This window comes from Pseudomonas fluorescens (genome assembly GCF_005938625.1).
In the GTDB taxonomy this organism is placed as follows: Bacteria; Pseudomonadota; Gammaproteobacteria; order Pseudomonadales; family Pseudomonadaceae; genus Aquipseudomonas; species Aquipseudomonas fluorescens_BD.
This window is the reverse complement of the sequence record NZ_VCNJ01000008.1, coordinates 315,764-329,997: the sequence shown is the minus strand read 5'-3', so window position 1 is coordinate 329,997 and position 14,234 is coordinate 315,764. Positions and strand designations below refer to the sequence as shown.

General features: G+C 60.8%; 9 protein-coding genes. 4 read left to right on the top strand and 5 right to left on the bottom strand.

Going from position 1 to position 14,234, the window contains the following annotated elements; all coding sequences use genetic code 11:
* Positions 1–83: 83 nt before the first annotated feature.
* From FGA82_RS07670 to FGA82_RS07660, 3 genes are all read left to right on the top strand, one after another.
* The gene (locus FGA82_RS07670) at positions 84–1,085 is read left to right on the top strand and encodes a GlxA family transcriptional regulator (protein ID WP_141126622.1); all 1,002 of its coding nucleotides are present in this window, start codon (positions 84–86) and stop codon (positions 1,083–1,085) included.
* Between the two features lie 280 nt (positions 1,086–1,365).
* Positions 1,366–2,475 carry a DUF3182 family protein gene (locus FGA82_RS07665; RefSeq protein WP_141126621.1) on the top strand — a complete coding sequence of 370 codons (1,110 nt, stop codon included), beginning with the start codon at positions 1,366–1,368 and terminating at the stop codon, positions 2,473–2,475.
* A complete protein-coding gene (locus tag FGA82_RS07660; protein ID WP_102901724.1) occupies positions 2,465–3,220 on the top strand; it encodes an alpha/beta hydrolase family protein in 756 nt (251 codons plus the stop codon). Before FGA82_RS07665 ends, FGA82_RS07660 begins: the two co-directional genes overlap by 11 nt.
* Before the next feature lie 93 nt (positions 3,221–3,313).
* Here FGA82_RS07660 and FGA82_RS07655 read toward each other — a convergent pair whose 3' ends face one another.
* From FGA82_RS07655 to FGA82_RS07640, 4 genes are read right to left on the bottom strand one after another with little or no spacing between them, the layout of a single operon-like run.
* A complete protein-coding gene (locus FGA82_RS07655) occupies positions 3,314–4,303 on the bottom strand; it encodes a lysylphosphatidylglycerol synthase domain-containing protein (protein WP_141126620.1) in 990 nt (329 codons plus the stop codon).
* Positions 4,300–5,574, bottom strand: a complete 1,275-nt coding sequence (gene clsB, locus FGA82_RS07650; RefSeq protein WP_141126619.1) for a cardiolipin synthase ClsB — start codon at positions 5,572–5,574, stop codon at positions 4,300–4,302. The genes FGA82_RS07655 and clsB overlap by 4 nt, the downstream gene beginning before the upstream one ends.
* Positions 5,571–6,368, bottom strand: coding sequence for an endonuclease/exonuclease/phosphatase family protein (locus FGA82_RS07645; protein ID WP_141126618.1), 798 nt, complete (start codon positions 6,366–6,368; stop codon positions 5,571–5,573). The genes clsB and FGA82_RS07645 overlap by 4 nt, the downstream gene beginning before the upstream one ends.
* Positions 6,365–7,291, bottom strand: a complete 927-nt coding sequence (locus tag FGA82_RS07640) for a DUF72 domain-containing protein (RefSeq protein WP_141126617.1) — start codon at positions 7,289–7,291, stop codon at positions 6,365–6,367. The genes FGA82_RS07645 and FGA82_RS07640 overlap by 4 nt, the downstream gene beginning before the upstream one ends.
* Positions 7,292–7,721: 430 nt before the next feature.
* Here FGA82_RS07640 and FGA82_RS07635 point away from each other — a divergent pair, with 430 nt between their 5' ends.
* Positions 7,722–9,818, top strand: a complete 2,097-nt coding sequence (locus tag FGA82_RS07635; protein WP_141126616.1) for a mechanosensitive ion channel family protein — start codon at positions 7,722–7,724, stop codon at positions 9,816–9,818.
* 86 nt (positions 9,819–9,904) lie between these two features.
* Here the strand turns inward: FGA82_RS07635 and FGA82_RS07630 are convergent, their stop codons facing one another.
* The gene (locus FGA82_RS07630) at positions 9,905–14,191 is read right to left on the bottom strand and encodes a DEAD/DEAH box helicase (RefSeq protein ID WP_141126615.1); all 4,287 of its coding nucleotides are present in this window, start codon (positions 14,189–14,191) and stop codon (positions 9,905–9,907) included.
* Between the last annotated feature and the right edge of the window lie 43 nt (positions 14,192–14,234).

The window sequence follows — 14,234 nt, the reverse complement described above, 5'->3', positions numbered from 1 at the left end:
TTGGCTGGAAGTGGCTTCAGTATTGGCGCTGGCCAGCGATTCGAGGATTGGCCGCACCGACAATAGACAGGGGAAAACTGACAATGGGCGCAGAAAGGGCCGCCATCGCTGAATTGGGCGTGCTGATCTATCCCGGTGCGCAGATGGCAGCGGTGCACGGTTTGACCGATTTGTTTGCGGTGGCCAACCGGATTGCCGCCGAATATCAGGCTGCGCAATTGCCGGTGCTGCGGGTCAGTCACTGGCAGGTCGAAAGTGATCAGCCGCCAACGCGCACTTACGACAGTCATGCGGGTGACGACAGCGCTTTGCTGGCGGTGCTGATTCCGCCATCGATTGGCGGGTTTTCGGCGGCGCAGGCTCCGGCCAGCCTGATGCAATGGTTACGCGATCAACATGCCCACGGTGCGACGCTGGGCGGGGTTTGCGTAGGCTCGCTGATGTTGGCTGAAAGCGGTCTGCTCGACGGCCGTAGCGCCACTACCCACTGGACGTCGGCCAAGGCCTTTGCCGAGCGTTATCCGAAGATCAGACTCAAGGCGGATACGCCGATTGTTGATGACGGCGACTTGATCACCACGGCCGGATTGATGGCTTGGTCGGAACTGGGATTACGTCTGGTCGACAGGTTGCTCGGGCCGAGCATTGCCACCGGCACCGCGCGATTTCTGGTGATTGAGCACAGTGACAGCGCCAGTGAGTGCGGCAGTAACTTCGCGCCGATTCTCGGGCATGGCGATGCGGCGATTCTCAAGGTGCAGCACTGGCTGCAAAGCACCGGCGCGACGGATGTATCGTTGACTGCGATGGCTGTGCGGGCCGGGTTGGAAGAGCGCACCTTTCTGCGCCGTTTTCGCGCGGCGAGCGGGTTGAAACCGACCGAGTACTGCCAACATCTGCGGGTTGGCAAGGCGCGTGAGATGCTCGAATTCAGCAATGGCACGATCGATCACATTGCCTGGACGGTGGGCTATCAGGATCCGGGCGCGTTTCGTGCGATATTCAAGAAGATCACCGGGCTGGCGCCAAGTGATTATCGGGCGCGGTTTGGTGTGTCCCCAAACCCGAAAGCATCCATTACCTAATGTGGGAGCGAGCTTGCTCGCGAAAGCGGTGGGGGCTGTAAGTTTGATGTCGACTGACACGACGCCTTCGCGAGCAAGCTCGCTCCACATTGAACTCTATAGGACTATAGGTCGTGCAATTTGCCGGGATTTTGCACGCGGTCGTGCAGATTGAAACAGGCGTGGTGCCAGTACGTTTTCGGCAAGTTTCTGATTGGACTAGGATTTTCGTAGAGTCGCCGTTGGCCTGATCTCTGCACCTCTCACCGCTACAGTCATCGAACCGATGGAAGGGGAACGCATGACCCCGACACCTCGCAAGAAAATCGTCGTCGCCCATTCGGTGCGCGCTGACGCGCCGCAACATGAAGTACAGACCAACAAGGCCTTGGCGCGATGGCTGGCGCAGATTCTCGGATGCAAGTTCGGCGGCAGTTACGACCCGGACAAACACCGCGGCCGAGACCTGTATCTGCTACCGACGCAAACCATAGTCGGCACTGCCAGCGCTCATCAACTTGGTATCAACGGCCCCGACGATTTGTGGGGTGGCTTTGTCGAGCACGATTTCATCTGCACCAAAGCCATCAGCCACGGTTTGCACAGTCATCTGGCTCAGGCGCCGCAAGGTTGGTCGCCATTATTTTCCGAGCGAACGCGCAATGTGGTGCTCGACGGGCTCAGCGTGTTCTCGCTGGAGGATGCGCGGCCCGCTGCAGAGCATTTGTTATACAGCGGGCCGATCCGTTTGAAGCCGGTTCACGCCTGCGCCGGTCGCGGGCAAGAAGTGATCAAAAGCCTGGATGCCTTCGACCAAATCCTTGCCCGCCCCGACATTGCAAAGCAGTTCAGCGAGGGCGTGGTGCTGGAACAGGACTTGAGCGACGTTGTCACCCACAGCGTCGGCCAGTCGTTCATCGGCGATAAAGTACTGAGCTACTGCGGTGATCAATACTTGACCAAGGATGCTCACGGCGAAGAGGTCTATGGCGGCTCGAATCTGCTGGTGGTGCAGGGTGGTTATGACGAACTGCTGACGCTGGACCTGCCCGACGATGTGCGTCTGGCCATTGAGCAGGCGCAGGTTTTCGACAGTGCGGCGAATGAAGCCTATCCGCGTTTTTACGCGTCGCGGCGCAATTACGACATCGCCCAGGGCCTGGACAGCAACGGTAAATCCCGCAGCGGTGTACTCGAACAATCGTGGCGCATGGGCGGCGCCAGCAGTGCTGAGGTCGCGGCGCTGCAAAGTTTCGTCAACGATCCGGGTATGCGCGCGATTCGTGTGTCTTCGGTGGAAACCTACATCGATCAGCCGCTGCCGGCGGACGCCATCGAGGTGTATCGCGGGCCGGCCGAGAACAGTGAATTTCTCCTCAAATACGTAACGGTCAAATCCTATGACGGCTAGAAGCGAAAGCATTCAAATCGACATTGATGATGAACAGATGAGCGGGACCTTTCTCAGTCCCAAATCGAAAGTCCCGGGAGTGTTGTTCGTGCACGGTTGGGGCGGTAGTCAGGAACGTGATCTCGAGCGCGCCAAAGGCATCGCCGGTCTTGGTTGCGTATGCCTGACTTTCGACTTGCGCGGGCACACCGGCGGTACCGGGATTCCGCTGACCCGTGTGACGCGCGAAGACAATCTGCGCGATCTTCTCGCGGCGTATGACCGCTTGCTCGCGCATCCGGCGCTCGACACCTCGGCGATCGCCGTGGTTGGCACCAGTTATGGCGGGTACCTGGCGGCGATCCTGACTTCGCTGCGTCCGGTACGCTGGCTGGCGTTGCGCGTGCCGGCGCTGTATCGCGACGAGCAATGGCACACGCCCAAGCGTGAGCTGGACAAGGCCGATTTGCGCGATTACCGCAGCACGCTGGTGCGCGCGGACACCAACCGGGCATTGCATGCCTGCTCGCAATTCACCGGTGATGTGTTGCTGGTGGAATCGGAAACCGATGACTACGTGCCCCACGCGGCGATCATGAGTTACCGCGCGGCGTGCCAGCAGACCCATTCGCTGACGCACCGGATAATCGACGGCGCCGATCATGCGTTGAGCGAGCCGGTTTCGCAGCAGGCGTATACCTCGATTCTGGTGGACTGGATTACCGAGATGGTCGTGGGTGAACGGTTGAGCATTATCCAATCCTGAAGATCAAAAGATCGCAGCCTTCGGCAGCTCCTACATTTGAAATATATTCTCCCTGTAGGAGCTGCCGAAGGCTGCGATCTTTTGATCTTGATTCTAATGTCTGGGTTTCTTCTCTATTCGCAGCGCCTTGGCCTTGGCCTCCACCACCAGATACATCACCACCGTGATCAACAACGGCAACAGAAAATAAATCACCCGATACGCCAGCAACCCCGCCACCAGACTGCCGCGCGAAGCCTCATGTTGCAGCAAGGCGACAAACACCGCCTCCAATACCCCAAGCCCCGCTGGAATATGCGTGATGACCCCGGCGATCGCACTGATCAACAAAACGCCCAGCACCAACGGATAATCGAGTTTGCTCGGTAACAAAGTGAAAATCACCGCCGCCATCAGCGACCAGTTCAACGCGCCCAGCAGTAGTTGCAGGACCGCCATGCGCAACGACGGCAGGTTGATTTCCACCCCGCGAATCGACCACTCGCGGCGCTTGGAAAACTGGCATGCGGCGAGATAGCCGGCGCTGATCAGCAGTAACAGCACACCGATGCCTTGCAGCGCATCACTGCTGACTTTCCAGCCCGGCGGCATGCTCACCAGTCCGCTGCTGAAAACCGCACCGGCGATGGTCATGTAGCCGAACCAGTTGGTCGCCAGGCTCAAGCCGAGAATCTTGGCGATGTTGCTTTTGCTCACGCCAAGGCGCGAATACAGCCGATAGCGCATGGCGATGCCGCCCACCCATGCGCTCAAATTCAGGTTGAACGCATAGCTGATGATCCCCACTGGCAGAATCTGTTTCCAGGTCAGGTCCTGACGGATGTAAGTGCGGCCGATCAGATCAAAACTGGCGTACACGAGAAAGCTCAGCAGCGTCAGGCTGGCGGCGATGATCAGTGTGCGCACCTTGAAATCGGCGAGAGTTTGCAGCACCTCGGCCCATTCGATGCGCGTAGCGAACAGCGTCAGCAACACGATCAGTGCGAGGAAAAACAGCAGGGTCAACGGGCGCTTCCAGCGACTCCATTTCGAATGAGTTGCTGGCGCCGCATGGCCGCTCGGGTGCGCTTCGGAATGGCTCATGGCGTGTTACCTCGAAATGGCTTGAGCCGCGGTTTATGCGCTGGCAACCATCCGGCCATCGCCGGGAAATGCCGCAGAAAGTGGAATACCAGAAACCCCACGGTCATGTGCCAGATGCGCCCACGCGGCGACTTGCTGGCATCCATGGCTTTGCAGTGGTTTTGGCTGAGGTCTTCGAGGCGTTCGAACAGATGCTGATTGAACGCGCGGTCGCGGATCAGTACGTTGGCTTCCAGGTTCAGCGACAGGCTCAACGGGTCGAGATTGCTCGAACCAACGGTGCTCCACTCTTCGTCGACCAGCGCCACTTTGCCGTGCAGCGGGCGCTGGCAATATTCATGAATCTGCACGCCGGCCTTGAGCAGGTAGTCGTAGGTCATGCGTGCCGCGAGTTTGGCCACCAGCATGTCCGGTTGGCCTTGCAGAATCAGGCGCACCTCGACCCCGCGCCGCGCCGCGTTACGGATTTCACGTAGCAAACGGTAACCGGGAAAAAAGTAGGCGTTGGCGATCACCACCCGGCGTTTGGCGCGGCGCAGTACCTGCAGATACACGTCTTCTATATCGGAGTTGTGCTGGTCGTTATCGCGGAACACCAGGCGCACCTGTCCGTCGTGATCCTCGAAAGCCATCTCCGCGCGGCGCTGGCGCCGACGTTGCCACCAGAACCGCGCACGACCTGGCCGACCGCTTTGCAGCAGGGCGAAGTGGTGGATGTCAGCGACTGCCGGCCCTTGGATCTGCACCGAATAATCCTGCTTGGCTTCAGGGCCGAAATCAGCGAGGTGATCGCCGGAAAAGTTGATCCCGCCAATAAACGCGGTCAGGCCGTCGACCACTACGATCTTGCGGTGCAAACGACGGAACCAGTTGGTGCGAATGCCCAGGCGTTTCGGTGCCGGATCGAAGATTTGCAGATGCACGCCGGCCTCGCTCAACGCGGCGAGATAGCCGGTGGTCAACTCGCCACAACCGAAGCCGTCGAGGCTGACCGTGGTGCGCACGCCACGCCGGGCTGCGTCGATCAGAATCTCCTGTAACTCGGCACCGACCTTGTCTTCAAAAACGATAAAGGTCTCGAGGAGGATTTCACTCTTCGCCGCGCGCATCGCATCGAACACCCGCGGGAAATACTCTTCACCATTTTCCAGCAACTCGACGCGATTATTGCCCTGCCAGCGGTACTCGACATCAACGTGGCCGGGCTCGCGTATCGGCGGGTTGATGGCGATCGGTTCCACAGCGGATTTCTCCAGCGGCGCGCTGCTCATAGTTCGATCTCTACCGATAAAGGAACGTGGTCGGAAAGGTGCGACCAAGGCCGGTTCGCCAGAACTTTTGGCTGGCTGGCCTTGAGGTTGCGCACGTAAATACGATCAAGGCGCAGTGTTGGCAGGCGCGCGGGAAAACTGCGCGCCGGTTTGCCCTGGTGCTCGGCGAACACTTCGCGCAGGCCGCAAGGTTTTAGCTGCGCATCGGCGCGCTGGCGCCAGTCGTTGAAATCGCCAGCGACGATCACCGGTGCGTCGTCGGGCAACTCCGCCAAGCGTTGCATGAGTAAATCCAGCTGGGCGTTGCGATGACTTTCGCGCAGACCCAGATGCACGCAGATCGCATGCACTTCGGTGCCGTCACCCGGCAGGCGCAACACGCAATGCAGCAGGCCGCGGTTCTCGTGGCCATTGATAGACACGTCGAGGTTGTCGTGACGGATGATCTGGTATTTCGACAGCAACGCGTTGCCGTGGTCGCCCTCCGGGTACACCGCGTTGCGCCCATAGGCGAACTGCGGCCAGAGGCTGTCGGCGAGGAATTCATATTGCGGCATCGTCGGCCAATTGCTGTAGCGCTTGGGATGATGTTCGTGGGTGCCGTGAACTTCCTGCAGAAACACTACGTCGGCAGCGACGCTGCGCACGGCTTCGCGCAGTTCCGGGAGGATGAAGCGTCGGTTGAGGGCGGTGAAACCCTTGTGGGTGTTGACCGTCAGCACGGTGAAGGTGCGTACCGAAGGCGCAACAACAGAGCCTTCATCAGTGAAGCCAACCGGTTCTGGAATACTCATGCCAACACTCCTTCGCCAGCGGGTTCGCCGGGGGTGGTGACGAGGTCTTTATCCAGTTCGAAACGATGCAGCAGATCACGGGCGTCGTAGGGCGCGCGGACTTTGATGTCGTTGTCGAAGTAGCAGAACACTTCGCGGGATTTGCGCGCGCGCGGCTTCAAGCGTGGAGCGATCAGATGAGCATCCTTTGGTTGCTCGCCGTGGTGCCAAGCGTCGATGCGCTCGGCCCAGCGCTTGAGGGCTGGCGCGGTGTAGCCGCTGGCGTAGAGTTCTTCGGCACCGTGCAGACGCAGGTAGACAAAGTCGCTGGTGAGGTCTTCGCGGTACGGCCATTTATCGGCGGTGTCGGCGATCACCAGTGCGGTGTTGTAGCGCTTCAATAGGCGCACAAAATCGGGATCAAGGAAGCTGTCGTTGCGGATTTCCACGGCGTGGCGCAGCGGTTTTCTACGCCAGGCTTTCATGCTCGCGTGACCGTGCAGGTGAGCGTCGTGTTCCCGGGCGAGGGTGGCAGCAGCTTCGGTATCGTGGGGCAGTAGCGCGAGGAAATGTTCGAAGCGCTCGGGCTCGAATTTGAAGTTTGGCGGGAATTGCCAAAGGATCGGCCCGAGCTTTTCCTTGAGTTCCAGCACCCCGGAGGCGAAGAAGTTCGCCAGTGGTTTTTCGATCTCGCGCAAGCGGCGAATGTGGGTGATGAAGCGCGGCGCCTTGACGCTGAAAACGAAGTCGTCGGGTGTTTCGGCGTACCACTGGGCATAACGTTCGGGCCGTTGCAGGGCGTAGAACGATCCATTGATTTCGATGCTGTTGACCGCTCTCGACGCGAACTGCAATTCGCGTTTGTGCGCCAGTCCCTTGGGGTAGAAGTCCCCGCGCCACGGTTCGTAGCGCCAGCCGGAAATACCGATATGAATCGTTGCCATGCCGCCCTCCCGTCGAAAGTCCTCGTGTTGCCGGTATCTTTTGATGACTGCGGGCGGGCCGGGAAAGTTTCGATGGCGTTACGGACGGTCACGTCCAAGGCGCAGATCAAAAACGCTCCCCCTCACCCCAACCCTATCCCCCAAAGGGGGCGAGGGGGAAGGGAGCTGATCTTCAGGGTTCTCAGGATTTGAGTTCGCCTCACAAGGGATAAGGGCGCTGGTCTTTGTTGATCGTTCCCACGCTCCGCGTGGGAACGCCTCAATGGACGCTCCGCGTCCGCTTCTGGGACGCAGAGCGTCGCTGGCTGCATTCCCACGCAGAGCGTGGGAGCGATCGGGGTTCGCGGTGATGCTCTGTGAGGGTGCTCTTGAACTTGCTGTGCAATTACCGATCAGTTCCTTACAGGTTCAGCCACGGGAGATCGGAGTTTTGGTCAAGTTCAGGATCGCAATTCTGCTGGGAGCACTGCTGTTTCTCGGCGCCAGTGAAATTGACGCCGCCGCATTGCCAGGCGTCCCGGACGCCACCGAAGAAGCGGCCAAACCCGAACCGATTGTGCAGGGCGGTCTGCTCGGTGCAATCAGTTCGAGCATCGACGACGTCCAGGACAAACTCGATCTCAACGAACATTTGGTCGACGCCTGGCGCCTGCGCGCCGATCGCGCCGCAGATGAAGTCGACAAACTGGTCAATCAACCGTCGAACCGCTCGGGCTGGAGCGTCGCTGGGGATTTCCTCTCGCTGTCCGGTACTTGGCTCGGCAGTTTTGCTTTGTTGACGGTACTCGGCAGCCTGTTGGCCAAACGTCTGCGCGAAGGTCGCTGGTTGCGCACCCGCCAGCGCAGTCAGGACCTGATTGGTTATTTGCTGCCGTACACCTTACCGGCGCTGATCTGCCTGCCGCTGACGCTGTACGTCAGCCATTTTCTGCAAGCCTCGGTAGGGCGTGCACTGGCACTGTGTCTGGCCTACGCCACCAGTAGCGGCATCTTTTCCACCTCGATGTTGTTGTGCGTAGTGGTGATGTTCAACGTCGGCCATAAACGCCCGGCGGCGCGGATCATCCGCAACTACTGCCCGCGTCCGCTGTTCCTGATCGGCTTTCTCGCCGCCCTCAGCGATGCGCTGACCAGCCCGCAGATCGCCCGTCAACTGGGTGGCAATATCACCAGCAGCATCGCGGTATTTACGGGCTTGATTGCCTCAGTGATTTTCGGCTTGTTAGTGATTCGTCTACGTCGCCCGGTGGCGCATCTGATCCGCAATCGTTCGCTCAGTCAGCGGCTGAAACAGCCTTCGTTGCAGGAGTCGCTGCGGATCTTTTCCGGGCTGTGGTATTGGCCGATCGTGCTGATGGTGCTGGTCTCGGCAGTCAACCTGATCGGCATCGGCGAGGACAATCAGAAAGCCCTGCGTTGCGCGTTGTTCACCACGGTGTTGCTGATCGGCACGGTGTTCCTCAGCACGATCCTGCAGCACTTGTTCAAGTCACGAAAGGCCGAAGCAATCCAGCGCAGCAGCGCCTACAAGGAACGTTTCCTCAGCCTCTTGCATGCCTTGCTGCGGATCGTCATCGCCATTGCCTTCATCGATATCCTCGGGCGGATCTGGGGCGTGTCGCTGCTCGATTTTGCCCAGAGCAGCACGGTCGGAAGAGCCATCAGCAACGCGTTAAGCAGCATCGGCCTGATTTTCCTGGTGACGTGGTTGCTGTGGGTGGTGCTCGACACGGCGATTCAGGAAGCGTTGAAGCCGCCGCTCAGCAAACGCGCCGCACGCCAACCGAGCACACGGGTGAAAACCATCCTGCCGTTGCTGCGCAACGCGATCAAAATCATCCTCGTGGTGATCTGCGCAATCACCACTATGGCCAATCTTGGGATCAACGTTGCGCCACTGCTGGCCGGTGCCGGAGTGGTCGGTCTGGCCATCGGCTTCGGTTCGCAGCAACTGGTGCAGGACGTGATCACCGGGTTGTTCATCATCATCGAAGACACCCTGTCGATCGGCGATTGGGTGGTGCTCGATTCGGGCCATGCCGGCACCGTCGAAGGGCTGACCATTCGTACGTTGCGCCTGCGTGACGGCAAGGGTTTCGTGCACTCGGTGCCGTTCGGCCAGATCAAGGCTGTGACCAACCAATCGCGGCAGTTTGCCTTTGCGTTTTTCTCGGTGCAGTTCACTTATGACACGGATGTCGACAAGGCCATTGAACTGATCCGCGAGACCGGCGATTCGATCCGCGAAGATCCGTTCCTCAAGTACAACCTGCAAGGGCCGCTGGATGTGTTTGGCGTGGACAAAATGGATCTGAACGGCGTGGTGCTGACGGCGCAGTTCCGTACGGTGTCGGGCGGTCAGTATGCGGTGAGCCGGGCGTTCAATCAGCGCTTGAAAAAGCTTGTGGATAACAGCCCGGAGGTGCATTTCGCGCAGACTTATCCACAGCAGGTTTTGTTGCCGAAGCGGTCGCCGCAGGAGGGGGAGGTGATTGCGACTGAGGTGCCGCAGGAATCGCGGACTTAACGCAATATTAGTGGTGCAGTGCCGGCCCCTTCGCGAGCAAGCTCGCTCCGGGCGGCGTTCCGACGAAGAGGCCGGTGAGGACAACCTCAATGCCGGATCAGCTTGCTGCGCACCTGCTCCATGTCGATCTGATCCAGCTCCAGCCAGTATTGCTGCTTGCCGGCAATCTCGGCAGCCGCCGGCAAACCATCCCGATACACCAACCGATTACTCACCAACGCCGGCACTTTTATCCCCGGCAACAACGTCCCGGCCAGGTTCAGCGGATCCACCCCGCACACCGCGACCAGACTGCCGTCATGCGGCCGCCGTCGTACTTCGCGTAACAATGGAATCGCCTCGGGCAAGGCAAACTGCTCCCCCGCCAAACCACTGACAAACCGCCCGCCACGGATCTCGCCCCGTGCTTCCAGCCGATGAAACGTGCGCAGCAATTCGCGCCAACTCGGTAACCAGTCGGCCTCACGCTCCAGCAAACGCCAGAACACCACGCCGTAACGCCGCAACAACGTCATTGCGACATGTTCCAGGGTTTCGCTGTTATCCACAGCCGCTCCGCGCCGCAGCAACGCCCAGCGCCCGGCATCATCCATACCGCCGACAAACGCGCCGCGCCCGCGACGACTGCTGCGCTGCTGGCGCTTGCTCGCCGGGGTGATCAGCGCACGCAGGCCGGCGAAGCTGTCGGCGTTCACCAGCCCGGCGCCGACCAGTTCCTGCAAGGCGATTTCCAGCTCGGTGCGCAGCAGGTGTGCTTCATGAATCAGCTCATCGAAAAACAATGCACCGTGCTGACTCAAGGCTTCAAACACCTTCTGGGTTTTTGGCGAGAGTTCGCTCACCGGCGTCTGTTCGGCCAACGCACTCCACAAACCCACCTGACTGCGCGGCAGCAACACGATCGGCGTGCTGCGCAGCGCCGTGCCGCTGACTTTCTGCCGGGCACTGAGGCGCGTCCACACCAGTTTTCCGTTGCGGCACAGCTCATCCAGCCAGCTCGGTGAGTAGTCCTTGAGCCGCATGGGAAGGATGTCGCTGTCCCACGCTGAAGCCGCCGCCGCGTAGCCTTCGAACTGGCCAACAATCGCTGGCAACACGGTGCTGCCCTGACCGCGTGTCGCGGACGACAGATGCTGCCAGTCGAACAGAAACCGCATGAAATCCTGCAGCGCGACCGGTTCGATTTCCCGGCGCAGGCGCTTGACCGTATAGCGATGAATACGCGCGAGCAGGTGCCGTTCGCACCATTCCTCAATGTTGACCTTGGGCGTGAACTGGCCGCGTAGCACGTAACCTTCGCGCTCCAGTTGCGCGAGGGCTTGATGGACTTCAGTGACCGGCAGTGCGAGCGGTTCGGCAATCGCGGATAACGGCAGCGGTCCGAAGGCACCAAGGCGCGCGCGGAGCAATTCGACCAGCGCTTCATCGAACGTCCAGGCTTCATCAAATCCCGGCAACGCCTGCAGTTCGGGCTGCAATCGGGCCTGTGGATAAAGCGCCTGTAGACAGATCAGACGTTCGCGCGCGAGCCACAAACCATGCTCGGGATTGATTTGTAAATGGCAGGCGCGACCGGTGCTGGCCAAGGTTTCCAGCCATGCACGCCAACCTTCGTTCGCTTGTACTTCCTCATCGCTGATGCACGCCAGGCTCATCAACGCCTCGTGCATTTCATCCACAGCATTCGGCGTCGGCCACGCTTCTTGACGCACGGCGCTAATCGCGTCCGCATCCAGCGCACCGAGATCATCGGTCGATTGCGGATCGCTCCAGCGCCGGTTGATCACCGCTTGGGTACGACGTTCTTCCAGCGGCGCATCGTCGAGAAAGGTGTACGGCCGCGCGCTGAGAATTTCAGCCGCGAGCGGCGAGGGCGCCGGCAGGTCGCGGCTGATCAAACGCACCTCGCCACGCTCCATGCGCCGCAGCAGATTGAGCCAGCCTTCGCTGTCCATCGCCTCATGCAGGCAATCGTCCAGTGTCTGCTCGATTAACGGATGCTCGGGAATTTCGCGTTCACCGGCGAGGTTTTCCAGGCAGGCAATCTGATCGGGAAACACGCTGGCAATCAGGTCTTCACTTTTCATCCGCTGCAACTGCGGCGCAACTTTGCGCCCGCCGGTGAAACGCGGCAGCGCCAGCGCCACCCCGGCGTTCCAGCGCCAGCGCACGCCGAACAGCGGCGCATCGAGTACCGCTTGAATGAGGATGTGCTCGGCGCTGTTGCTGTGCAGGTAACGCCAGATATCGTCGAGTTCAAAGCTGTGGCTGGTGGACAGCGACAGCACGATCGCGTCTTCGCTGGCGGCCGCCTGCAATTCGAAGTTGAAAGTGCGGCAGAACCGCTTGCGCAGGGCCAGGCCCCAGGCGCGGTTGATACGGCTGCCGAACGGCGAATGGATGATCAGTTGGGTGCCGCCGGACTCGTCGAAAAAACGCTCCATCAGCAGCGTGTCCTGCGAGGGCAGGGCGCCGAGGGTTTGCCGGGCACGGGCAAGGTATTCGACCAGTTGTTCGGCGCTGGCGAGGTTGAGGCCGAGGGTTTGCGTCAGCCAGTCGAGTGCCGGTTGCAGATCGCCGGGGCTGGCGCCGAGTAGCTCGTCGAGCTGCGCTTGAAGACGGGCGACGGCGGACGACAATTCATCGCTGCGCCCCGGTGCTTCGCCGAGCCAGAACGGAATGGTCGGCGGCTGGCCGTGGGCATCCTCGACGCGCACCTTGCCGGTTTCCACCCGCAGAATCCGGTAGGAGGTATTGCCGAGCTGGAACACATCGCCGGCAATGCTTTCCACGGCAAAGTCTTCGTTAACGCTGCCGATATTCAGGCCTTGCGGCTCAAGCATCACGCTGTAGTCGGCGTTGTCGGGGATGGTGCCGCCGCTGGTCACGGCGGTCAGTTGCGCGCCGCGCCGGCCGCGCAAGGTGCGGCTGACGGCGTCGCGGTGCAGGTAGGCGCTGCGGATACCCTGGCGACCGTTGTAGCCCTCGGCGAGCATGCTCAGCAGGGCCTGATAGTGTCTTTCGTCGAGATCGCGGTAGGGCGAGGCTTGACGGAACATCGCCAGCAAGGCGTCCTCCGGCCACTCCTGGCAACTGACTTCGGCGATGATCTGCTGCGCCAGCACATCCAGCGGCGCTTCGGGAATGTGCAGGGTGTCGAGTTCGCCACGGCGCACGCAGTCGAGCAGGGCGGTGCATTCGATCAGGTCGTCGCGGGTCGTGGCGAAGAGGCGACCCTTGGGTGTGCCGCCGACCTGGTGCCCGGAACGGCCAACCCTTTGCAGAAACCCGGCGATGGAGCGCGGTGAGGCGATCTGGCAGACCAGATCGACTTCGCCGATGTCGATGCCCAGTTCCAGTGAGGCGGTGGCGATCAACACCTGCAGTTCACCGCGTTTGAGCCGTTGTTCGGCGTCGAGGCGGAACTCCTTGGCCAGACTGCCGTGATGCGCAGCCACGGCGTGCTTGCCGAGACGTTCGCTGAGGTGTCGGCTCAAGCGTTCGGCCAGTCGCCGGGTGTTGACGAAAATCAGCGTGGTGCGGTGCTCGCGGGCAAGTTCCGCGAGGCGGTCGTAAACCCGTTCCCAGACATCGTTGGCCATGACTGCCGAAAGCGGCACGGGCGGCACTTCGATACCCAGATCCCGTGGCCGCGCGTGGCCAATGTCGATGATTTCGCAGCGGCGCTCATGGCCGACCAGAAATTGCGCCACGGCTTCAACCGGTTTCTGCGTGGCGGACAGGCCGATGCGGGTCAGCGGTTCGGCGCACAGTGCTTGCAGGCGCTCAAGGCTCAGGGCCAGATGACTGCCGCGTTTGCCAGCGGCCATCGCGTGGATTTCATCGATGATCACCGTGCGCGTGGTGCCGAGCATTTTGCGTCCGGATTCGGATCCGAGCAGCACGTAGAGTGATTCCGGCGTGGTCACCAGAATGTGCGGCGCCGATTTGCGCATGGCCGCGCGTTCTTTCTGCGGGGTGTCACCGGTGCGCACAGCGGTGGTGATTTGCAGCTCGGGCAGACTCATCTGCCGCAGTTGTTCGGTGATCCCGGCCAGTGGGTTTTGCAGGTTGATGCGGATGTCGTTGGACAGCGCTTTGAGCGGCGAGACATAGACCACCAGCGTTTCATCGGGCAGGCCGTCGGGGTTTTCCAGGCCTCGATGCACGAGGTCATCGAGCACGGCGAGAAACGCGGTAAGGGTTTTGCCGGAGCCGGTGGGCGCAGCGATCAGCGTCGAACGTCGCTGGCGGATCAACGGCCATGCGCGGGCCTGGGCGGCGGTGACCGTCGCGAATGTGTTGCTGAACCAGGCGCTGACGGCGGGGTGAAAGCCTGCCAGGGCCGCGTCCGTGGGGATGGGCAGATTCATGGCTTAAGTTATGCGGGCGCAGGTGGGAAGATGCAAGTACCGC